Origin of the sequence: Ancylobacter sp. (assembly GCF_965249975.1) — a bacterium.
In the GTDB taxonomy this organism is placed as follows: Bacteria; Pseudomonadota; Alphaproteobacteria; order Rhizobiales; family Xanthobacteraceae; genus Ancylobacter.
In genome coordinates this window covers 101235-120305 of record NZ_CBDFNE010000006.1, presented here as the reverse complement: position 1 = coordinate 120305, position 19071 = coordinate 101235, and the positions used below count along the sequence as shown (strand labels likewise).

The window sequence follows — 19071 nt, the reverse complement described above, 5'->3', positions numbered from 1 at the left end:
CTCCTCCAATCCGGTTTTCCCCATGGCCCAGCTTCTCGTCCTTCTCAACGCCAATGCCGGCACGCTGCTGGACCGCGACGCGGAGGAGGTTCGGCGCCACATCGCCGATGCGCTCGATGGCGGCGGCCGCACCGTCGAGGTTCGGCTGCTGCGCGGCAAGGAACTGGTGAAGGCCATCCGCGCCTCCGGCAGCGGCGAGCATGACACCGTCATCGTCGGCGGTGGCGATGGCAGCGTCAGCCTCGCGGTGCAGAGCCTCGAAGGCTCCGGTAAGACGCTCGGCATCCTGCCGCTCGGCACGCTCAATCTCCTCGCCACCGATCTCGGCATGCCGCGCGACCTCGACGCGGCCTTAGCGGCGCTCAGCGACGCGCAAGTGGGGGAGATCGACCTGGCGACGCTGAACGGGCGCCGCTTCCACACCATTTCCGGCATGGGCTTCTTCAGCCAGATGGCCCGCGCCCGCGAAACCGCCCGGCGCTGGAAGCTCTGGCGCTTTTTCGCCGTCGCCATCGCCGCCGTCTTCGCCCTGCGCCGCAGCGGTCGTTTCGATCTCGACGTGACGGTGGACGGCACCGACCACCATTTCCAGGCATTCGCCGCGCTTGCCTCGATCAACCGCTTCACCGGGCCGGGCTGGCGCCGCCGCCGGCTGGACGAAGGCGTGCTCGAACTGCATGTGGCGGAAGATCGCGGCGGGCTCGCCCTGCTGAAGGCCGGCGCCGACATGGTCACCGACAATTGGCGCGACAATCCCGGCATCATCAGCCTGACCGGCCGGGAAATCGTGCTGCGCCGCGCCAACCGCGCCCGTGTCTGGGTCTCGACCGATGGCGAACTCGGGCGCGAGGAGATGCCGCTGACCTACCGGATCGTGCCGCGCGGGCTTAAGGTTCTCATCCCGCCGGCCGCCGAGGGCGAAAGCGCCGTCGTCGAGGCCACCGAGGCGGCCACGACGCATGCCGAGGCGCTTCAGAGCGGCTCGATCTCGTAGACCACGGTGACGCCGGCGCGCACCTGCGTCTCGCCGGCTTCCACCGGCACCGAATCCATCTTTTCCGCCCGTGCGGCCATCATCATGCGCGGCATGGGCTGGGGCGCGGCATCGCTGTTGATCGACACCACCCGCACCAGCCGCACCCCGGCGGCGCCGGCGATGATCTCGGCCTGATGGCGGGCGTCCTTCACCGCCTCTGCGCGGGCGGCATCCTCCAGCTTGCCGGGCTCGGCGAGGTCGAAGGCGAGGCCGTTGATCTGGTTGGCGCCATTGGTCACCAGTTGGTCGAGCAGATCGCCGAGCCTGCCGAGATCGCGCAGCCGCACGGTGACGGAATTGGTCACCTGATAGGAGGCGATGCGCAGCGGATCGCCTTCCTTCTTCTGCGGCGCGTATTGCGGCTGCACGGAAAAGCCGGAGGTGGAGACATCGCGCGCCTCGACACCGGCGGCCTTGATCGCGGCGATCATCGTCGCCACGGCGGCGGAATTCGCGTCGAGCGCCTCGCGCGCGGTCTTGCCCTCGCTGACCACGCCGGAGGTGAGCGTCGCCCGGTCCGGCACCGCGCTGGCCGTGCCCTCGCCGGAGACCGCGAGCGTCGCCCGCCGGGCATTGGGCGCGAGGTCCTGCGCGGCGAGAGGCGACAGGCTGGCGAACAGCGCGGCGGTGCCGAAAACAGCGGCGCAGGCGGTGGCGCGGAGGAGCTTCATTGCATTTCTTCCCTGATATCGGCTCGGACAGCGGCTTGGCGCCAACCCGTCCTCGCGCCGGCAGACTGACGATGCGGCACGCCAGAGCACCCCGCGAAGGCGGCGGGAATGCGGCGGCCGGCGAAGCCTGCCGGTGGAAGCGCCCGCCGCCCGCACGCCGGGGTGGACGGCGAGCGCAATGCGGTTGGCGCCGACGCCACGCTTTGCTAATTTCCCCCGCCCGCCGCGCCACCGCGCGCCGCCGGCCGGGCCTGTAGCTCAATGGTTAGAGCCGACCGCTCATAACGGTCTGGTTCCCGGTTCGAGTCCGGGCGGGCCCACCAATCATTTCAATGGGTTGCCTATGGGCACCCTGCCCTCGACATCTCTTGCGCCAATAAAACCGCCAATAAAACCCCTGATCATGCGCCTTCTGGCGGCTCCTCCCGCTCGAACTGCGCGCTGACCACCTTGTCGGTGCAGATCCACAGGTGGCTCATCCCCGAATCGGCGAAAGGGTAAGGACCGCTCGGCTCGCGCTCCCCGCACACGCGGCAGCGCATCCGCTTGCGGACATCGTGGATGGTCTCGCCCGGGCGCGCCCACAGCTCCATCACAGAGGCGCGGACATAGACGCCTCGGTGGCCGCAGCGGCATTGAAATCCGACCAAGGGGCTGGGGTCACGCATGAGAACATACTGAGAACATCCCCGCCGAGTGTCAACGCCGCCGCTTGTGCCGGGGATTGCCCTCCGGACGCCCCGCAGCGGGCTGCATTGCAGTCTCTGCAGCTAGGATGCCGGCCTCGGCCGAAGCAGCAATGAGCGCGCTGCGGAATGCCTCTGCGGCGCCATGCCCGCCCAGCGCGTCGAGGGCCGCCACCTGCGCCGCGCGGTGCGCCGACGTGTCCATCATCTCAGACGGCCACTTGATCAAAAGGAAATTGGCGGCGCCTTCCAGGTCGCCGAGTGTGCGGCGTGTGGCGTTGCCCTCCCAAACATGAACGGGTGCGATCGGTATCATCCTGACTCAACGCCGATCCGGCCTTCGGGTTGCCGGACGATGCGCGAATCGCCGATAGCAGCCGCATGCAGCCCTACGAGATCGTGCGGAAGAAACTCATCAAGGCCGAGGGCGAGTGGCGGGTAGCGCCGGAGCCGCCCCCGGCAGACGCGCGCACATGGACCGGCAACCTCGCCTTTGTGCCTGGCACCGTGGCGGAGGTTCGGAAGAAGGTTGACGCGATCAAGATCAGCTTCGCCGCCGATGTTCTGCCGGCCGAAGGCGGCGCATGGGTGTGGGCGGGCATCAGCGATCTGGAGAAGATCGTCCGCACTCTCAGGACGGCGGGTTAACGAGCGCAACAGGGGAGAACCTCTCGCCTGAAGGATCCCCCTATACTTCTATCTCTGGAATGTTGCCCCGGGAAAGCGCTGCGCGTAGTGAGGCGGAATAATTCTTCCATGACCGATCGCGATTCCTGTTCCACAGTCAACAATGCGGCCACCGGAAATAATTCCGGTTTCAATATTAATGTGATCAGAACTTATTTTCACTTCAGTTCCAAGCAGATTAAATTTTCCATTAATAACCGCCTCGCTTCCCCGAAAATCCATTTCAAGAGCGACACGCCTAGGAGCCGACCTAACAACAGCATAGTTGTGTCGATATTCAAAATCCCAAAAATCATCTATTCTGAATGTAATTTCATTATCTACAACCTCAAAAATACGAAAAAACTTCTCGTCATAAAGCTGAATGCTAACCTTCACTTCTCCATCGACGATCTTAGCCGATATAATCGGAACGCCGTAAAATGCCAAGATCGTTGGGGTATTCTCGAAGTATGCCCCACCCACTTTGAAGACAAGTTCCGTCTGATCGTAGACAAGGGCGCCCCTAACCATACCCGATCTAATGTTAGATGGGTTGTGCTTGATCGCGTACTGCCTATCCAACCTCAAGTTAGCTACGGCGGGATGGCAGTTCCCGCATAAAGCCATCATATGCTCCGGCTCAAAATGCTGCCTTTCGCGCCATGGAACGATATGGTGATACTCGATGTAAGGATGTCCGCATTTCGCACATCCAAACCCAGCCTCCCGACGAAGTTGGCGCTCGACACCGCGAGGGGTATCTGGCCTGCGCTTGAACCCTGTCATTGCGTCCCTCTTGCTTCGAGAATGCAGACCTAATGTGGCCACTGTGATGCCGGGAACCTCAGTATAGCCCGACGCACGCCATATGCCCTGCCGGCCGAGAGCGGCGCATGGGTATGGGCGGGCATCAGCGATCTGGAGAAGATCGTCCGCGCTCTCAGGACGGCAGGCTAGGGAAAATAGCGCTTGCGCGGATTGGGGACAGAGCGCCCCTAGGTAAAGCCTAGGTTGCGGTGGCAGCAATTTTGGCTAATGGTATCAGACGCACCCCGAATCGGGAGCGCAAAAGGAAAGAGCCGGGCTGACATCCCGGCCCTTCCTCGTGTCAATCACGGCCCGAAGCCTAGATATCCACGCTATCAACAATGCCGCTTCTAAGCTGCATAGCGGGCAAGGTCAAGGAATTTCGGGCCATATAAAGAAAGGTGCATACCTTTATGGCCTTGCAGCAACACCTGGATCTTATCCCCCGTCAGGCGGCGGGAGCCGTCATTCATCAGCGCCCAACTGACGGCTACATCAACGCGACCGCCATGTGCCAGGCGGCAGGCAAGAGGTGGTTCGATTACAGCCGCCTCGAAACTACTGGCGCTTTTATATCGACCCTGTCCTCCGAAGCGGGGATCCCCGCTTCGGTGATCGTCCAATCGGTACGAGGGGGAGACCCACGCCTTCAAGGAACGTGGGTCCATCCCCAGATCGCCATCCATCTCGCTCAGTGGCTGTCGCCGCATTTCGCGGTACAGGTCAGCCAGTGGGTGCTCGACTGGATGTCCGGCAGGGCGAAGCCAGTCCAGCCGGTCGTTCCTTACCATCTCCGCCGCTACATCGCGAACCAGCACAACCTGCCGGTCGGGCATTTCTCGATCTTGGCGGAGATGATCACCAGTCTGATCGGCCCCATGGAGATGATGGGCTACACGCTTCCCGAGCACCTGCTTCCTGACATTTCTGAAGGCCGCATATTTTGCCGATGGCTTCGGGAAAGCCATGGGGTCGATACGGATGCGTTGCCGACATACATCCATGAATATGAGGACGGCCGCCGCGTGAGAGCGAAGGCCTACCCCGAGCACCTGCTCCCTGCATTCCGGCGGCACTTCCGGGAAGAGTGGCTGCCCAAGCACGCAGAGCAGTACTTCCGGAGCCGCGACAGTGAGGCCCTTGCATACCTGCCTAAGCTACTCGGCCCGATCCGGTCTGCGCAGCTGAAGAAGGTGGGGTGATCGCAATGGGCAGCTTCATTGTTACGTCCAACTTGCCACCGGATACGCCGCGCCCCAAGGAGGGCGCCGCCGCATCGCCCTCGCCTTACAACTGACGAGGCAACAATGGCACACACATATTGCGTGACATTTCGGATCGCCAACAAGACGGTGGCGGGCAAGACTTACGACGAGCGGCGGGAGGCACTTATTGCAAGCGCCCGTGCTGAGAATCTAGGCTTCTGGGAAGAGACTACTTCCTTCATGCTTGTTGAATCAGACCTGTACACGTCGGCTCTAGCAAGAAGACTGGTTGAAGGACTTAGCAAGAAGGACGATATACTTTTCATCTTTGACCCGTCCGACAAGTCAGGAAACTATTTTGGCCCGATTGAATACGCTGACGTTTTGCGGTCTTTCTTCCCTAAGGCCAAGAGCCTATAACAGAACCGAAATGAGATATTAGATCATGAGCGACGCGAAAGTTATACACATCGGCGAGAACTCTCCCGAACAAGTTGCGTTCAAGCTTCTGCAAATTATCGCTTCGAACGAAGGTAAAACACTCCAAGCCACTTCATCTGGCCCAGCCAGTGCAGATAGACAGTGGGTGCTAGATACTTACGCGAAGTGTCTGGACGTTGTCCGACAGCCTCACCTCCGTCGATAGCATCACCACATTTGATGATTGCGGGGCGGCGTTATGCACCGCCCCGCGGCCGGTGCGTGACCTGTGGCGCAAATGCCTTGTCGAGGCGGCCGGTGATCTGATCGAGCCGGCCAAGGATTTCCTCGCGCATCTGTTGCAGGTTATCGCTGCGGGCATAGTGCTCGGCGGCATAGAGCTTGTGCTCGGAGAGCAGCTTGTCGAGCAGGCGGATTTCCGCCTGCAGCGCGGCGATCTGGCTCGCGAGCGGCCGGGCGTCCTGCTGAATGCGGTATTCGATCCGCAACCAGACACCGACGATGGCGCTAAGAATGGTCCCGATCCCGAAGACCATGTCGAAGGTGACAGCGCCGGTCATTTGCCCGCGCCCCCGAACCCTGCGTCCACGTGGTCGTAGAACGCCGCGCAGCGCGCCATGCGGGCATCCTCGCCATCGGCGACGATCTCCCAGCGCTTTTGAACCCAGCGCCATTTCTCGCCATCCTTCGGCACGACGCGCGGCATCTTCTCCCGGCATTCGGCCGGGAAATCGGGAAGCGTGACGCCAGCCGCCACGGTTCCGCTTGCCGTCGAGGCCGCGATCAGGCGGCCCTCAGTTGTCGTGCAGCCAGCGAAGGTCAGAGCCGTCAACGCGAGCGCCGTCATCACCACGGTCCTGCGCAACCAGGTTCTCATAGTCAGCTTGTGCACGGGCGGCCTCCTGTTTGGCGATTTCGGCACGCTCCAGCGCCGCACGCATGGCGGCGTCCGAGGCCGCGCGCTGGCGGGTGAGTTCGCTGATCTGGGCTTGAAGGGCCGTTCGCTCGGCCAGCTGCACGTAACCCTCGCGCGCGGCGGCAGCGACGGCCGGGTCGTCGATGAACCGGTCATAGGCGGACATCGCCGAGAAGGTCAGGAAGGCGCCAGCCGCAGTGCCGGCGCCGATCTTGAGGGTGTCGAAGATCCCGAACATCAGCGCAGCCCCTCAAGGCACACCTCAAGCTCGCCGAGGCGCTGCGCGTCGCCCCATTCGCGCCGGAGCACAAGGCCGCGCACCACCTTCCCGCCGGCGCGGTTGAAGGCGGTCATAGCCTGGCAGCTTTCCCGGTAGCGGCCTTCGCGGGCGAGCCGCGCGGCCGTCGAGCGGCAGACGGTCCCGGTGCCGACATTGTAGGCGAGCGAGATCGCAGCGGCCTGCCAGCCGATCGGCTTGCGATCGAACCCGGCGATGCAGGCTGTGAGGGGCACATAGAAGTCTTTGTGCACCCGCTCCTGCAGCATCGCCTCGCATTGTGCCGGCGTCGCGGTCATGCCCGGGCGGATGCCCTTGGTCTCGCCATAGCAGAGCGTCCAGACACCCACGATGTCGGGATAGGCCCGCGTCTCCAGCCCCTCCCACGGCTTGATGACCGCGACCGAAAGCGCAACGGCTGTCGCCGCGCCGGCAATCGCGGCCTTGGCGCGCTTGCTCATGGCTTCTCTCCGATGTTCGATTGGGCAAGAAGCCGCGCAATGAGCGCGGCCATGACGACGATGGCGGTGATGGCCGCGAGCACGCCGGGCGCCAGCGGCACGAGTTCGCCGAGGAAGGGCAGCGCGGCCTCGAGCCCGGTCAGCAGGCCAGCGAGCAGCATCAGCCGCACACTCCAGGCGCGCGTCAGCACCGCCCGCCAATTGTCGACGAGGCGCATGGTCTCTCTCCGAGGTCGGGAAATGAAAAAGGCCGCCCGGAGGGGCGGCCCTGAAGGCGGCTAGTGTCGCCTGGCATCTCGTGGCGGCGCTTCGTCGCTGGCGGCGTCGGCGATGTGCTCGGCAAGCGCCAGCACGAGCATGGAGGCGAGATAGGCGGCGAGCCTCAAGTCTGGGTCGTCGCGCATTGTGTCTTGTAGGCGCTGCGCCGTTTGGCGCAGGGCGAGCAGTTGGTCGATTGGCATGCCCCGTCCCCCCTTTGGGTTGCAACGAGGGCAGGATCACACGCCAGGAGCAGCCGATATTACCATTGGTAATGGCGGGGGCGGCAGGCCTCTTAAGGGATCGCCTGCCAGCCCGCGTCATAGACATAGAGGCCGGTGCCCGCCCGGTAAGCCAGCCAGCCTGTGCCAGGCGGCGTGAACTGCCACGCCGCGCCGGTCCACTGCGCGAGGTTGCCCGCTCGCCCGGCCCAGGCGCCCGTCGGCGCGGCGCCGAGGGCGTACATATCGCCCGTCACCGGCGATCCGGGCGGGGCGTTGCCAACGGCCTGCACGCGGTAGCAGGGCAGCGCGGTCTCAAGGATCGCGGCCTTGGTGATCAACTCGCTCACCTTGGACGCGAGATAGCCGGCGGTGAAGCGGGCCGGCGCGTCATAGCGGATGGTGTAGCTCTGCCCCGCCTGCGCGGCGCCTGACCACGGCGCGGCCAGGGTGAGGGAGGTGTAAGGGCTCACCGGCGTGGCACCGATCGTCACACTTTGCCCGGCAAGCTCCAGCCGGTCGCCGGCCATCACCTCATTCCACATCACGCCGGCACCGGTCACAACGGTGCCGCCGGCGGCCACCGAGACGGTGCCGGTCGTGTAAAAATCTGCCATGTCGGGGTCCTCAGAAGTCCGAGACGTTCATGGTAGCGAACGCAGTCAGCGTGCTCGAAGCGGCGCCAAGCCAGGTGTACTTGTCACGAGCAGAGACGAAGGCCGTTAAGCTGTCTTGCGGAACCCATTTATCCGTTGTGGTATTGAATATCCGCTTGTCAAACTCGCCTGAATATCCGCATCCACACCACCAGTCTCCTGTGGCGTTCTTGTAATGAAGAAAGAACGCAAAGGGTAATCCTGCGCCAATGGGCGGGGGAGACGGTATGTTGTACACACCAAACGGTCTGGATGCTGGTATTTGCTCATACGCCTTGATATATGGTGTCAGTCTATTCGAACGAAAGATGTAATCCGTCTGAGACGCCAAATCGAAATGCACATCGTGCTTAGTGACGACCAAGCCGGTTGCCGGCGAGTAGTGCCAACGTCGCACGCCCTCGGTCGAATCCACCCCACCACGATAGGCGGGGTCCGTCGCAACAACCGCGAAACGGAAATTCGTGACACCCATCCCGCCGGTCAGCATGATCCGGCTCGGATTGATCCAGTAAGCCGAACACGCGATGCCACCGGCATTGGTGGTGAAATAGACGATGACGGGCGGGTAATGCGGATACGACCCTTCAAGATCGACGAAGCCAACCACCGGCCCCGAGCCTGTAGCCAGCACGGGGTCTGCCATGGGATCGGAGAGCGCTAGGCCTGAGCTCGCACATTGGCCGGTCTCCGCGATCTGGAAGACGTTCTTTTTGGTCGCAACCGTCATGTCATCAAGGCCGGCGGTCTCGATCACGGCGCCCGGCCGCGACACAAACAGGCCTCGCCCATGCAGCGGGTGATTGCCGAGGATGAAACCGTTCGTTCCGGAATCCTCCGGCGATGAGGCGTTATTGCCGAAGATGAAATAGACATAGTCGACGCCGCTCAGCTGCGGCGACAGAAGTATGAATGCGGTGCGAAGGCTGACGCCGCACTGCCGGTATCCGCGCTGATAAGCCTGCGTTCGGGTCACGCCGCCGGAGATGTACTGAAGTGAGCCGGCCCCGCGTCGCGCCCAGGCGAGAACGGGGCGGACAAGGCTACCGTTCGACGGGAGCAGCTTCACTCTTCGTGTGGCGCCACCGGCATAGTTCACGGTTAGGTTCGAGAGTGAGGCGGCCGGCACCACATTGTTGTCGATCAGGCGGAAGGCATTAGGCCAGGTGCTATCGAAGGTGACGTAGCGCTCATCGAGGTTGATGTTCTCGACATCATGACCGGGCAGGCATGTCCGCAGCCGCGTGACGCCGCCCAGGTTTCCCAGCAGAAAATCAGCCATCAGCTTGTGCCGGTGATCGTGCCGTTGGTGATATCGATCCGCAGCTTGGCGCCGGGGCCGCCTTTGATGAGGCCAGCGGTCAACTCGCCCGCGTCCACGCTGATCGCACTCAGCGTGCCGGCGCTGATCTTCTCCGCCGTGATAGTGCCGTCTTTGATGAGCGTGCCGGAGATCGTGACGCTTGTGCCATCGATGACGAAGGGGCTGATCATCGTGCCGGAGGCCGAGTTGAAGACCCCGAAACGCTGCGCATCGACGCTAATGACAGAATAGGCCCCGCCCGATCCGTCGGAATAGGCCGCGATCCTCATCGCCGCCTTGCTTGTCGACAGGCCGGCATCGACTCTGGCAACGATCTCGTAAGCTGCAAGCGCGCCCCCCGGCACAACAGCGGCGGTCCATCTCACATTGAGATTGGCTCCAATGTCCCCAATCTGTGCCTCAAGGGCGGCGATGGCATCGGCGATCGCCGAACCCGGCCCGACAGCAACCGTGATCGCCTCGGTATAGGAGGCGGTCACGCGATCGGCCGTCGCCGTCATCTGGAAGCGCCATTCCTGGCTATCCAGCCAGGCCCGTGCATCAAGCTCGGCCTGCAGTTCTGCCAGCCGTTCAACAACGGCACGAGTGGCAGCGTTCGCTTCCGCGTTCCGCGTCGCGACGGTCTCGCGCAGTCCCGGCACCAAATTGTCGAGTCCGACGGTCACGTTGTCGGCCGAGAGCGGCGGTGCGATGACCGGGATCTGCGTATAGGTGCCCGGCCGGCCGGCGGCGTTGGCGCCAGCAACCCGCAGCCACAGATTCTGCGGGAAGATCGTCACCGAGAAACTCGGCTCGCGCGTCTCCGGCAGTGGCGACCAACTGGCGCCCTCATCGTAGGAGACGGCGGAAATGTAGGAGGCCGCGCCGGAAACCGGGTTCCATGTCGCCTCGAGCCGCCGCGGAAGCTCATTGCCGACGATGCGCGCCGAAAGGCCCGTCACCAGCCCCGGCACCGTGGGCGTGGAAAGCGCCGGCCCGGTCGGCAGCGGCGGCACCTCGGTGGCGTCTTCGTCATAGATCGTCGGGTCGTCGAGCCAGGTCTCCAGCGCCACCTGCTCGCCGCGCGGCACGCCACCAATGACGAGGCAGCGCACCTGCCGGTCGGTGCCGACGCCAAGGGCGAAACTCGCCCCCGCGCCGCCGGCGGCCCGCGCCAGCGCGGCGTCGAGCGCTCCCTGCGAGGCTTCGACAACGGCAAGGTCCGGCCCGTCGAGCACCGCCACACCGTCGCTCTCGCCACGGGCGCATTTCACCGGCCCCCATTGGCGGCCGGTGCGGGTGCGTACCTTGATGTAGTGCTGGCCCGTGCCCCAGGCCGGCGCAGACGACAGAAACAGGCTGGTGCCGCTGCGGCGCACCACCTCGCCGGATGCGCCCCACCCATGGGGGAGAGACGACTGCACAGCGATCGAGGAGCCGATCGCCAGCAGCCGCCCGTCATGCTCGGTCGCGAAGCGCACCTTCACCCGGCGCCCGTTGAGCGTGCGCCAGAAATGGTCGCAAACCAGCTGCGCCTGCGTCCGCTTGACGATGCCGGCGACGCGCCGTCGTTCCGGCCGCAGCGGCGTGGCGCCGCGCGGGGCGGTGACGGTTGCCACCTTCCACGTCGTTTCGTCGATATATTCAAGCACCACGCCGTCCGGCCCCGTCGCCGGCATCAGCTCATATTTGAGCGAGAGGCTGTCGCGCACGATCTCATTGTCGGTCAGCAACATGTCCGGCATGGGCGACCAGTCCTCGCGGGTCAGCGAGAGCAGATCACCCAGCCAGCGGGTGCGGGCACGTGCCGGGGCGAGAATGGTGTCGAGCACATCGAGGCAGGCCTGCCCGTCACGCAATTCGTAGTCGAAGGTTTCGTCTCGCGCGTCGTTGAGTGCCGCGAGGTCGACAAAGGCCTGCAGGTCGATCTTGGAAAGCGGACGCTCGCCGCCATAGGTGGCGTTTGTCGCCATGTCGAGCGCCGCCCAGGCCGGCCGGCGCGTCGGCTGGTCCGCCCATTCCGTCCCGGTCCACACCGGCAGGATACGGGTCGAGATCACAGACAGCTGCGACAGCGCCTCATTGCTCAGCTGATTGGTGGCCTTCGCCTTGATGGTGATCGTGGCGACGGGGAAGCTCTGAGGGCCGGTGATGATGGCGCGCAGCCCGTACCAGTTCACCTGGTCCTGTATCTTCGCGTCGGGGAAGTCAGGCGTGGTGCGGCGCGCGCGCACGGCATAGCGCCCCGGCGCCACCTCGGCCCGCAGGGTAAAGCGGATCGGTGTCGGCACCGCCAGCAGGTAGTTCTGCGAGACCAGTGTCGCCCATGGCCCGGTCGCTGTGCCGGCCTCGCTGACCGGCTGGTACTCCGCAAGCACGCCAAGGGACTGGCCGGTCATTTTGCCCTCGCCATTGAGGGTGTAGAGGCCGTTGGGCATCACGAAGTCGAGCGCGATCTCCGTTGCCGATGAGCCGGCCGAGTTGACGATGAACCCGCCCGTCCAGGTGCCGAATTGCAGTTCCTGCCCCGAGACTTCCGACGAGGTCTGCACATTGAGCGGAAAGTTGGTGATGGTCGCGCCCGGCTCATGCAGGGCGATATCGACGCCGCTGAATCCACTGGTGACCCCGCCGCTGGCCGTCCACAGCACCGTGTCGTCGAGCAGGATCTGCTCCACCTGGTGCCGGCCCTGGCCGAGCGAGAGCACGACATGGCGATATTCGGCGAGGCCCTGGAAGCTGTTCCACGGCGCCGTGGCATAGTCGAGAATGCGCTTGCTGCGGCCATAGGCCACCGGCACCGTCTGCAAGGGCCGGGCGCTGTTGATGCCCCGGCCCCAGCCATAGATCGGGTCTTGCGCGCCGTCCTGCTGCCCGCCGGGCGCGCTGCGCATCAGCGTCTGCAAGGCCGCTCCAGCACCCACGGCGACCGCCACCCCGGCAACAGAAGCGACGACACCGGCGGCGGCACTCCCCGCCGCCAGGACGCCACCCGAGACCAGCGATCCGGCAACCGCCGTGCCAATCCCCGGCGCCAGCGCGGAAATGGCGACCATGCCGAGCAGGGCAATCAGGTTCTTTGTTCCGCCGGCGCCGCCACGGGGGCGGGAAAGGAATACGATCTGGTCGCCCTTGCGGATGCGCTGACGCCAGTCTGCCCGCATCACCGGGCCGGTCTCGCCGCCGCGCGTCCGCACGCAAATGGTCGCCCATTCGTTGATTGGCCAGCCGGCCCGGGCGATGAACCGGGCGAGGCTCTCGCGCGGCTTGGGCGCCAGGCGTGCGACTTCGCCGCCCGGCAGCATCACATGCAGCACCGGGGCGAGGGTCTTGGCGGTCATGATCAGTCCGAACTCGGCTCGAAGAACTGGACACGCCCCCAGCCACGGGCGCGCAGGGTGGCGACGTCTTCGGCAACGACGCCAAGTGTCTGGTCGCAGTGGATCACGCGGCGTTCGGGGGCGAGCCACACGCCGATATGCGCGGCGCGCTTGAGGCTGCCGAGACAGGCGAGAGAGCCATCCGCCGCCGTCACCAGCCCGGCAAGCGGCGGCGCCACGTCTCGCCAGTTCTCCCGCTCGGGATGGCTGGCAATAGCCGTGATCATCCACGCCCACGACGGGTCGGGCGGCACCTCAACGTGCGGCAGCACGCGCCCGAACAGCCGAAGCTCCACCAGCGCCGCCACATGCCAGCAGGTGCGCTCCGGTGTCCAGCGATGGCCGAGCAGCGAGGTCAGAAAGGCGGTGCGCTCGCCGGCGGAGGTAATCATGGCACCAGCCCCGGATAGTCCTCCAGCGTGTAGACCTCGCTCGGCACCTTGCGATCGCCGAAATCGACGATGGTGGCCGTGCCCTCGACGCCCGTGGAGTCCTTGGTGATATCGGTCAGCACCAGTTCGATCGGCCCATAGCTCGGCGCATCCGGGAAGTCGGAGCGGTAGCCGCGAATGATCACCTTCAGGTCCGCGCGATAGGCCGTGGCCTTGTCGAGATAGACCACCAGTTCCCCGCTCACATCGTCGAGCCGCAGCCGCGCCAGCGGAACGCGCCCTTCCGACATGGAAGGGTGCTCGCACTCGAAAGCCGCCGCCGCAAAGGTGACAGCCTCGCCCGCGTCGAAGGCCGCGCCGTCCTCGATGGTGAAAGACCGGTCCATCACGTCGAGCACATAGCGCAGCGGGATCGGCTGGTCGGCCTCATCGGTGAAGCCGGGATGCTGGAGCTCCACGGTGATGAACTGCTCCCCGTCGATCACGCAGCAGGCTTCGCCCTCCGCCCATGCGTCGGTGTAGGTTGCGGCCATCACATGGTCTCCGGAAACCAGTCGGCGGAGAGCGTGGTCACCAGCGCCGCGCGCTCGGTCTCGGTGAGCAGCGCCTCATAGCTCGCCGGCGGCAGGTCGATCTGCGCACCCTGCGGCGTCGGCGGAATGATCAGCGCCGCTCGCCCATCGCTTGGGTGCAACTGCCACGCCCAGAGATACTGCGTCGCGCCGGGGGGATAGCCGAGGGCGTCCCACGCCGCCGCGCTGCGGGCAGCCGCCTCAGTGGCCGAGGCGAAGATCAGATAGCTCATGGCATGATCCCCTGCAGGGCAGCATCAAGGGGCGCGATATCGAGCGCGGCGCGGGAGAGCACCAGAGCGGACATCTGGCCGGTAAGGGGGACGCCGCTGTTTGGCGCAATGGCGATTCTCGCAACACCGTCATTGTCGACAGTGGGCGTCGTCGTCCCTAGCGCCACGGTGGAGAAGCCACCATTGATTGCGATTTCAGCCTCGCCCGCAAGAAATCTCCCGCGCCCGATGAGGCGCGCCCAGGCTCCCGGCGCGTAGGCACGCGACGCGAAGGGCGGATTGTCGGCATCGTCGCCGGAGGACGCAAACCGAACCGAGCCAAGCGTCGGCGTGTGCAACAGGCCGACGCGATACCAGGAGAGGTTTCCTCCTCTGGACGCGGTGAAGAAACCCGAGGATAGCGACGTTGCCGAGGACATTGCTGCCGCACCCACAGTCAGGTCACTGGCGTTTCGCGCGAAGCCTGCGGCGCCGGCAATGCCGAAGCTCTGGGCTCCGGTGAAGACGAGGACGGGGCGCCCATTGGGGCCTATATCGACCACGCCGGCATTCACCAGCCGAGGCTGAGAGGCCGTGACCGTCTGCGTCGCGTGGCGCCCATTCCCGCTCTGATCGTACCAGGTGACGACGAAGGCGCTCCCCGCGCCGGAGAAAGCGAGCAGCGCCGCAACGTCGAGCGCCCCCAATGCCGTAAAGCCGATATCCGTCTCAGCGCCGTCGCTGGAGCGGCGCACCCGGACGCCTGGCCCCGTGTACGAACTCAGCAGCCGACCCAGCCCATAGGCTGCATAAATCTGCCCTTGAAAAACGTCGAGCACCGGCGCCAAGGCCGGCCGGGTTGCTGCGAGGCCGAGCCCGATGGTGAGGTTCATGGCGGCCTCAGAGCAGCGCGATGATGTCGGCCGCCGTGGTGCCGGTGGCGCGGACGCGCGAGGCGCAAACCGGCAGCGTGGTGCCGCTGGGCACATTCTTGAACAAGCCGGTGGTGCCGCCGCAGATAAGCGAGATATTGCCCCCCGTGCCGACGAAGATGCCACGGGACACCGTCGCGAGGTCGACCGTATCGGACGGCGTCACCGCGATGATGCCGGATGCCGGCGCCGCCTTGTCGGTGGAGGCCTTGATGGCGTCCTGCTTCGCGGCGGTCGCCATCAGCGCCAGCAACCCCTCAAGGCCGTCCACATGGCCTATCAGCGTGTCCTGCTTCGCCGAAGTGGCAAGGGCCGCGAGTGCGGCCAAAATGGAGTCCTGTTTGGCAGAGGTCGCCGCCCCCGCCGGCAAGGCGGACGAGGTCACGATGTGCTTGGGGGTGTGAACGCCGGCGACATCGGTGGTGGCGAGCACCTGGCTGGCGCCGGCCCCATCCTTGATCGTCAGATTATCAGCCATGGGAACCTCAGAAGAGCGGGATGTACTGGGAGTTTGCCGGTTCGCTGAAATCGAGCATCGGCGTGGGTGCCATTTCGGCGGGGAAGACGAACAGCGAGAGATTGACCGTCAGCCATCCGCCGCCGGGCGTCACCTGCTCGGGAATGCCGCCGGTGATCTGCACAACGCGGGGCGCGTAGGTCGATCCGTCGAGGCAGACGGGCATCAGAAACCGCTGCGTGCCATCGCCGATGCTGGCGAGGAAGGCGAAGAAAGCGGCCGCCTCGGACGGCTTCAATTGCCGGCCCCAGCGCATCATCGCCAGCCGGTCGCCAGGTCGGCGGCGGCGGCGCACATTGCCGCCCTCCATCTGCGTCTCTGGCGGGTCGCGCAGCGGCTTCACGCCCCACATGTCCCGCTCCGGGCGAAAGGGCACGTCGGCCGGCCATTCGGCGTAGCTCATCGGCTGCGCCCTCGCATGGAATTCAGCCCGTAGCTCGTCTCCATGGCCGGCGCGAGCGGCCCGCGACGATTGGCGAGGTTCTCGGCCAGTCGCCCCTCCATCTGGTCGAAGATGACGTCGATGTTGAGCGCGCCGTCGGCGCCGAAGCGCGCATCGGTCTGCGCCGACATCCCGGCCGGCGCCCCATGGATATTGACGTTGACCGTCGGTGCGGCAGGCACCGCCCGGCCGCCCTCCCCCGAGGCGGCGCGGAGGCCGCGGAGCGTGTCGAGCGCGCCGACGGCCCCTCCCTCGGCATAGCCCCGCAAACCCCGGTGCAGGGCATCGAGACTGCCAACGCCGGCCGCCCGCGTCGCTTCGGACGAGAAGACATATTCGCCTCGGTGCACCACGCCCGCGGCCTGGTACTTGCCACCGGAACCGGTATAGCCGCCGGCGGCATAGATCCCCCTGCCCGTCGCCGGCGCATAACCGGCCATTCCCGCCGCGCCGGCCCCGCCGCCCGTGAACGCCGACACGATGCTGCCGAGGAAGTTGCTGCCGCCGGTGCCGGGGCCGAACAGGCTAGCGGCAAGGTTCTGCATCGCCATGTCGAGAATGACGTCGAGCGCGCGTTTCGCGGCATTCTCCAGCGCCGTCATGGCGTCGGCGCCATCGAGAATATCGCGCGCGAAGCCGGACAGGGCATCGCCGGCAATGTCGCGCGTCATGCTCAGCGTCGCGTTCAAGCGCAGCGCTGCGGCGTCGGCGGAGTCCAGATCGACCTTGAGCCCGGCCGAGCGCAGGGTCGAGGCGATCTGCTGATCAACCGGCCCCCGCCCCAGCTGGTCGCGCTCGAACTGGATATCTGCCATCAGCTGCGCCCGGGCGGTCAGCTCCACCTTTCGGCCAAGCTCGGCGTTTTGCTGCTTCAGGAGATCCAGCTGGCGCTCGTCGACCTCGGTCCCGTTATCGATCGCCTCGCGCTTGAGGTCCCAATAGGCGGCATAGTTGGCGCGCAGGGTCGCGACTTCGCCGGCGGTCTTGCTGATCAGCTGCGCTTCGAGATCCTGCGCCGCGATGCTCTCCTGGGCACTCAGCATCCGCTCGCGGCCGGCGCGCGTCAGCTGCACCTGCGCCTGCAGCATCTCCTGTTGAGCCGCCGCGCTCGCCTTCGCCGCTGCCGTCGCTGTATCAGCCCCTTCCGCCTCCGCCTGGTAGCGCGCGAGAGCGGCAGCGGCGGCGGCCCGCTGCGCCGGCGTGAGGGCTGTCACGACGGCGTTCTGCAGTTCCTGCTCGCGGCGCACCGCCTCCGCCTGCGGGATCAGATTCCCATAGGCGTCGGTCATCTTGCCGATCTGGTTGGTGACACCCTCAAGCGCACGGCGCTGCGCCTCGGTGTCGCCTACGCCCGCTTTAAGCGCCCGCTCCAGGTCGGCCTGCTGGGTGCGTAGCTTGAGCAGATTGTCATAGCGGCCATCCCACGACCGCAGCGCATCACCGCCGGCGGTCGAGATCTTGTTCCGCTGCGTCTCATTAGTGCCGAGCGCCGACCACCGGCGCTGCTGCTCCATCGCATCCTCGACGAGAGCGATGTCGGCCTGGATCTGCTTCCGCTTCCAGTTGGTGAATATGCCCCAATCGGGCAACTCATTGAGGCTCCCCTGAAGCTGGGCGAGGCCGCGCTGGCTGACCGACAGTTCCAGGCTGTCATTGACAGCGCGGCCAAGATTGGCAAAGGCATCGGAAATCGTCCCGCTGAGCGCCTTCCACGCACGCCCCAGCGCAGTCAGGCGCTGCTCGGCGTTCGGAAGGGCCGCGTTCAACCGGTCCAGAAGCAGGGCCTGCGCTTCCGTCGTCCGATTGGCCGCATCGAGCGACTTCACATATTGCAAGGTAGTGTCGTCGAGGAAGTTGAGCTTGCGGTTAAGCTCCTCCGCGCCCTTGCCCGGCTCGGCGAAGGCCTCCGCGATCTCCTGCCCCGCCTGCCGGACGTCGCCCGTCGTGATGCTGGCATAGGCTTCGACGGCGGCGATCAGGTCGACATAGAAGCCGGTCGCAATCTGGCCGGTACTGGCAAGGGAAGCCGCAATGTCACGGGCCGCCCCCTGCGTCAGGCCGCTGGCCTGCGAGGCGGCGGCGGCGATCGCCATCAACTCCTGCGCGGTCGCTCCGATCGCGCGGCCCCGGCCTTCCAGCGCGGCCTGCAGTTCCTTCTCTGCCGAGACCCAGCTTCCATAGGCCGCCGTCGCGGTAACGCCGACAGCGGCCAGCGCGGTGACCGCCGCGCCCGCAGGCGTCACCATGCCGGCCAGCGACCCACCGAGCGCCTTCACCCCGCCGATCAGGCCGCCCTGCTGGCTGGCGAGGATCTGATAGACTTGGCCGGCCTGCGTGGCGATGATCTGAAGCGGAGGCGCGCCCGACGCCAGCATGGTGAGGATATCGTTGACCTGGTACGACAGGTTCGCGAGATCATGGGAGGCGAGCCGCAGTCGCCCGCCAGCCTCCTGCACCCCGCGCAGCGCCACCACCTGCTCGGCGAAGGCGGCCTTGGTCCGCGACACGGCATCGGCACGTTCGGCCTCTGTCAGCACGCCGGCCTTGGCCGCCTGGTTGATCTCCTGCAGGGTTTCGAGATAACGCCGCTGGACGGCGGCGAGCGGCACGTACCGTTCCCGCAGGCGCTGGATCTCGTCGCCGACAGCCGCGATATCGGCGGCACGCGCTGCCGTCCCGAAGTCGCTGCGAACGCCGAGCGACGCATTGTAGCGCTGCTGGGCGGCGGCGGCGTCGGAGAGGGCCCGTGCTTCCGTATCGAGACGGCGCGCCATATCGGCCTGCGCCTGGCTCACCACGCCATAGCGCGCGTGCATCAGATCAAGCGTGCGGGTGTAATCCTCGGCCTCGATACGCCCCGTATGGAGTGCGCGATCCAGACGCTGATGCTCGCGCGCCAGCGTCTGGAGGGCACGAAACTCCTCGTCATATTTGCGGCGGACGGCATCGGCGGCACGGCCGGCGTCCATCTGGCGCTTGGTCGCCACATCGGTGACGGTCGCCATGGTCTGGCCGGT

At 65.7% G+C, this 19071-nt stretch carries 24 protein-coding genes and 1 tRNA gene; 5 read left to right on the top strand and 20 right to left on the bottom strand.

From position 1 onward, the window contains the following. The first annotated feature begins 22 nt into the window (after window positions 1–22). Window positions 23–994: a diacylglycerol/lipid kinase family protein gene (locus ACP2AH_RS09130; protein WP_425105514.1), complete on the top strand. Its 972-nt coding sequence runs from the start codon at window positions 23–25 to the stop codon at window positions 992–994. On the opposite strand, the gene ACP2AH_RS09125 is transcribed toward ACP2AH_RS09130, so the two are convergent. Continuing rightward, window positions 973–1707, bottom strand: coding sequence for an SIMPL domain-containing protein (locus tag ACP2AH_RS09125; protein WP_425105513.1), 735 nt, complete (start codon window positions 1705–1707; stop codon window positions 973–975). The genes ACP2AH_RS09130 and ACP2AH_RS09125 overlap by 22 nt on opposite strands. Before the next feature lie 247 nt (window positions 1708–1954). Between ACP2AH_RS09125 and ACP2AH_RS09120 the strand changes: the two genes are divergently transcribed. Next, a tRNA-Ile gene (locus tag ACP2AH_RS09120) sits at window positions 1955–2030 on the top strand. Window positions 2031–2108: 78 nt separating this feature from the next. Here the strand turns inward: ACP2AH_RS09120 and ACP2AH_RS09115 are convergent. Continuing rightward, on the bottom strand, window positions 2109–2375 hold the full coding sequence (locus tag ACP2AH_RS09115; RefSeq protein ID WP_425105512.1) for a hypothetical protein: 267 nt from the start codon (window positions 2373–2375) through the stop codon (window positions 2109–2111). A gap of 31 nt (window positions 2376–2406) precedes the next feature. Then, a complete protein-coding gene (locus ACP2AH_RS09110) occupies window positions 2407–2709 on the bottom strand; it encodes a DUF982 domain-containing protein (protein WP_425105511.1) in 303 nt (100 codons plus the stop codon). A gap of 65 nt (window positions 2710–2774) precedes the next feature. On the opposite strand from ACP2AH_RS09110, the gene ACP2AH_RS09105 reads away from it, so the two are divergent. Continuing rightward, a complete protein-coding gene (locus ACP2AH_RS09105) occupies window positions 2775–3041 on the top strand; it encodes a hypothetical protein (protein WP_425105510.1) in 267 nt (88 codons plus the stop codon). A 48-nt stretch (window positions 3042–3089) separates the two neighbouring features. On the opposite strand, the gene ACP2AH_RS09100 is transcribed toward ACP2AH_RS09105, so the two are convergent. Further along, on the bottom strand, window positions 3090–3848 hold the full coding sequence (locus ACP2AH_RS09100) for an HNH endonuclease signature motif containing protein (protein ID WP_425105509.1): 759 nt from the start codon (window positions 3846–3848) through the stop codon (window positions 3090–3092). 434 nt (window positions 3849–4282) lie between these two features. Here ACP2AH_RS09100 and ACP2AH_RS09095 point away from each other — a divergent pair, with 434 nt between their 5' ends. Both ACP2AH_RS09095 and ACP2AH_RS09090 read left to right on the top strand, forming a co-directional pair. Next, complete coding sequence (locus ACP2AH_RS09095) at window positions 4283–5071, top strand: KilA-N domain-containing protein (protein WP_425105508.1); 789 nt, start codon at window positions 4283–4285, stop codon at window positions 5069–5071. A 105-nt stretch (window positions 5072–5176) separates the two neighbouring features. After that, a complete protein-coding gene (locus ACP2AH_RS09090) occupies window positions 5177–5494 on the top strand; it encodes a hypothetical protein (protein ID WP_425105507.1) in 318 nt (105 codons plus the stop codon). 257 nt (window positions 5495–5751) lie between these two features. Here the strand turns inward: ACP2AH_RS09090 and ACP2AH_RS09085 are convergent, their stop codons facing one another. The 16 genes from ACP2AH_RS09085 to ACP2AH_RS09010 all read right to left on the bottom strand — a co-directional run bounded on the left by ACP2AH_RS09085 (window position 5752) and on the right by ACP2AH_RS09010 (window position 19059). After that, window positions 5752–6075, bottom strand: a complete 324-nt coding sequence (locus ACP2AH_RS09085; protein WP_425105506.1) for a hypothetical protein — start codon at window positions 6073–6075, stop codon at window positions 5752–5754. Further along, window positions 6072–6362 (bottom strand): hypothetical protein, encoded by a 291-nt coding sequence (locus ACP2AH_RS09080; protein ID WP_425105505.1) that lies wholly within the window; start codon window positions 6360–6362, stop codon window positions 6072–6074. The genes ACP2AH_RS09085 and ACP2AH_RS09080 overlap by 4 nt, the downstream gene beginning before the upstream one ends. Then, window positions 6310–6669: a hypothetical protein gene (locus ACP2AH_RS09075; RefSeq protein ID WP_425105504.1), complete on the bottom strand. Its 360-nt coding sequence runs from the start codon at window positions 6667–6669 to the stop codon at window positions 6310–6312. Before ACP2AH_RS09075 ends, ACP2AH_RS09080 begins: the two co-directional genes overlap by 53 nt. Next, entirely contained in the window at window positions 6669–7169 is a 501-nt protein-coding gene (locus ACP2AH_RS09070) for a lysozyme (RefSeq protein WP_425105503.1), read from the bottom strand. Before ACP2AH_RS09070 ends, ACP2AH_RS09075 begins: the two co-directional genes overlap by 1 nt. Next, the gene (locus tag ACP2AH_RS09065) at window positions 7166–7387 is read right to left on the bottom strand and encodes a hypothetical protein (RefSeq protein ID WP_425105502.1); all 222 of its coding nucleotides are present in this window, start codon (window positions 7385–7387) and stop codon (window positions 7166–7168) included. Before ACP2AH_RS09065 ends, ACP2AH_RS09070 begins: the two co-directional genes overlap by 4 nt. A 60-nt stretch (window positions 7388–7447) precedes the next feature. Next, a complete protein-coding gene (locus ACP2AH_RS09060) occupies window positions 7448–7630 on the bottom strand; it encodes a hypothetical protein (protein ID WP_425105501.1) in 183 nt (60 codons plus the stop codon). 92 nt (window positions 7631–7722) lie between these two features. Further along, window positions 7723–8265 carry a DUF2793 domain-containing protein gene (locus tag ACP2AH_RS09055; protein WP_425105500.1) on the bottom strand — a complete coding sequence of 181 codons (543 nt, stop codon included), beginning with the start codon at window positions 8263–8265 and terminating at the stop codon, window positions 7723–7725. Window positions 8266–8275: 10 nt separating this feature from the next. Continuing rightward, complete coding sequence (locus tag ACP2AH_RS09050) at window positions 8276–9586, bottom strand: hypothetical protein (RefSeq protein ID WP_425105499.1); 1311 nt, start codon at window positions 9584–9586, stop codon at window positions 8276–8278. After that, the gene (locus ACP2AH_RS09045) at window positions 9586–12948 is read right to left on the bottom strand and encodes a host specificity factor TipJ family phage tail protein (RefSeq protein ID WP_425105498.1); all 3363 of its coding nucleotides are present in this window, start codon (window positions 12946–12948) and stop codon (window positions 9586–9588) included. Before ACP2AH_RS09045 ends, ACP2AH_RS09050 begins: the two co-directional genes overlap by 1 nt. 2 nt (window positions 12949–12950) lie before the next feature. Next, the gene (locus ACP2AH_RS09040; RefSeq protein WP_425105497.1) at window positions 12951–13379 is read right to left on the bottom strand and encodes a hypothetical protein; all 429 of its coding nucleotides are present in this window, start codon (window positions 13377–13379) and stop codon (window positions 12951–12953) included. Then, on the bottom strand, window positions 13376–13912 hold the full coding sequence (locus tag ACP2AH_RS09035; RefSeq protein WP_425105496.1) for a DUF1833 family protein: 537 nt from the start codon (window positions 13910–13912) through the stop codon (window positions 13376–13378). Before ACP2AH_RS09035 ends, ACP2AH_RS09040 begins: the two co-directional genes overlap by 4 nt. Continuing rightward, on the bottom strand, window positions 13912–14184 hold the full coding sequence (locus ACP2AH_RS09030) for a hypothetical protein (RefSeq protein ID WP_425105495.1): 273 nt from the start codon (window positions 14182–14184) through the stop codon (window positions 13912–13914). Before ACP2AH_RS09030 ends, ACP2AH_RS09035 begins: the two co-directional genes overlap by 1 nt. Continuing rightward, entirely contained in the window at window positions 14181–15056 is an 876-nt protein-coding gene (locus tag ACP2AH_RS09025) for an arabinofuranosidase catalytic domain-containing protein (RefSeq protein WP_425105494.1), read from the bottom strand. Before ACP2AH_RS09025 ends, ACP2AH_RS09030 begins: the two co-directional genes overlap by 4 nt. Window positions 15057–15063: 7 nt before the next feature. Further along, window positions 15064–15573, bottom strand: a complete 510-nt coding sequence (locus tag ACP2AH_RS09020) for a spike base protein, RCAP_Rcc01079 family (RefSeq protein WP_425105493.1) — start codon at window positions 15571–15573, stop codon at window positions 15064–15066. Window positions 15574–15580: 7 nt separating this feature from the next. Beyond that, window positions 15581–16015 carry a hypothetical protein gene (locus ACP2AH_RS09015; protein WP_425105492.1) on the bottom strand — a complete coding sequence of 145 codons (435 nt, stop codon included), beginning with the start codon at window positions 16013–16015 and terminating at the stop codon, window positions 15581–15583. Continuing rightward, on the bottom strand, window positions 16012–19059 hold the full coding sequence (locus tag ACP2AH_RS09010) for a phage tail length tape measure family protein (RefSeq protein ID WP_425105491.1): 3048 nt from the start codon (window positions 19057–19059) through the stop codon (window positions 16012–16014). The genes ACP2AH_RS09015 and ACP2AH_RS09010 overlap by 4 nt, the downstream gene beginning before the upstream one ends. Window positions 19060–19071 lie beyond the last annotated feature (12 nt).

Bases quoted from the DNA above. Each gene is read 5' to 3' on its own strand.
- ACP2AH_RS09130 (WP_425105514.1), top strand. From the start codon at position 23: ATGGCCCAGCTTCTCGTCCTTCTCAACGCCAATGCCGGCACGCTGCTG.
- ACP2AH_RS09125 (WP_425105513.1), bottom strand. From the start codon at position 1,707: ATGAAGCTCCTCCGCGCCACCGCCTGCGCCGCTGTTTTCGGCACCGCC.
- ACP2AH_RS09115 (WP_425105512.1), bottom strand. From the start codon at position 2,375: ATGCGTGACCCCAGCCCCTTGGTCGGATTTCAATGCCGCTGCGGCCAC.
- ACP2AH_RS09110 (WP_425105511.1), bottom strand. From the start codon at position 2,709: ATGATACCGATCGCACCCGTTCATGTTTGGGAGGGCAACGCCACACGC.
- ACP2AH_RS09105 (WP_425105510.1), top strand. From the start codon at position 2,775: ATGCAGCCCTACGAGATCGTGCGGAAGAAACTCATCAAGGCCGAGGGC.
- ACP2AH_RS09100 (WP_425105509.1), bottom strand. From the start codon at position 3,848: ATGACAGGGTTCAAGCGCAGGCCAGATACCCCTCGCGGTGTCGAGCGC.
- ACP2AH_RS09095 (WP_425105508.1), top strand. From the start codon at position 4,283: ATGGCCTTGCAGCAACACCTGGATCTTATCCCCCGTCAGGCGGCGGGA.
- ACP2AH_RS09090 (WP_425105507.1), top strand. From the start codon at position 5,177: ATGGCACACACATATTGCGTGACATTTCGGATCGCCAACAAGACGGTG.
- ACP2AH_RS09085 (WP_425105506.1), bottom strand. From the start codon at position 6,075: ATGACCGGCGCTGTCACCTTCGACATGGTCTTCGGGATCGGGACCATT.
- ACP2AH_RS09080 (WP_425105505.1), bottom strand. From the start codon at position 6,362: ATGACGGCGCTCGCGTTGACGGCTCTGACCTTCGCTGGCTGCACGACA.
- ACP2AH_RS09075 (WP_425105504.1), bottom strand. From the start codon at position 6,669: ATGTTCGGGATCTTCGACACCCTCAAGATCGGCGCCGGCACTGCGGCT.
- ACP2AH_RS09070 (WP_425105503.1), bottom strand. From the start codon at position 7,169: ATGAGCAAGCGCGCCAAGGCCGCGATTGCCGGCGCGGCGACAGCCGTT.
- ACP2AH_RS09065 (WP_425105502.1), bottom strand. From the start codon at position 7,387: ATGCGCCTCGTCGACAATTGGCGGGCGGTGCTGACGCGCGCCTGGAGT.
- ACP2AH_RS09060 (WP_425105501.1), bottom strand. From the start codon at position 7,630: ATGCCAATCGACCAACTGCTCGCCCTGCGCCAAACGGCGCAGCGCCTA.
- ACP2AH_RS09055 (WP_425105500.1), bottom strand. From the start codon at position 8,265: ATGGCAGATTTTTACACGACCGGCACCGTCTCGGTGGCCGCCGGCGGC.
- ACP2AH_RS09050 (WP_425105499.1), bottom strand. From the start codon at position 9,586: ATGGCTGATTTTCTGCTGGGAAACCTGGGCGGCGTCACGCGGCTGCGG.
- ACP2AH_RS09045 (WP_425105498.1), bottom strand. From the start codon at position 12,948: ATGACCGCCAAGACCCTCGCCCCGGTGCTGCATGTGATGCTGCCGGGC.
- ACP2AH_RS09040 (WP_425105497.1), bottom strand. From the start codon at position 13,379: ATGATTACCTCCGCCGGCGAGCGCACCGCCTTTCTGACCTCGCTGCTC.
- ACP2AH_RS09035 (WP_425105496.1), bottom strand. From the start codon at position 13,912: ATGGCCGCAACCTACACCGACGCATGGGCGGAGGGCGAAGCCTGCTGC.
- ACP2AH_RS09030 (WP_425105495.1), bottom strand. From the start codon at position 14,184: ATGAGCTATCTGATCTTCGCCTCGGCCACTGAGGCGGCTGCCCGCAGC.
- ACP2AH_RS09025 (WP_425105494.1), bottom strand. From the start codon at position 15,056: ATGAACCTCACCATCGGGCTCGGCCTCGCAGCAACCCGGCCGGCCTTG.
- ACP2AH_RS09020 (WP_425105493.1), bottom strand. From the start codon at position 15,573: ATGGCTGATAATCTGACGATCAAGGATGGGGCCGGCGCCAGCCAGGTG.
- ACP2AH_RS09015 (WP_425105492.1), bottom strand. From the start codon at position 16,015: ATGAGCTACGCCGAATGGCCGGCCGACGTGCCCTTTCGCCCGGAGCGG.
- ACP2AH_RS09010 (WP_425105491.1), bottom strand. From the start codon at position 19,059: ATGGCGACCGTCACCGATGTGGCGACCAAGCGCCAGATGGACGCCGGC.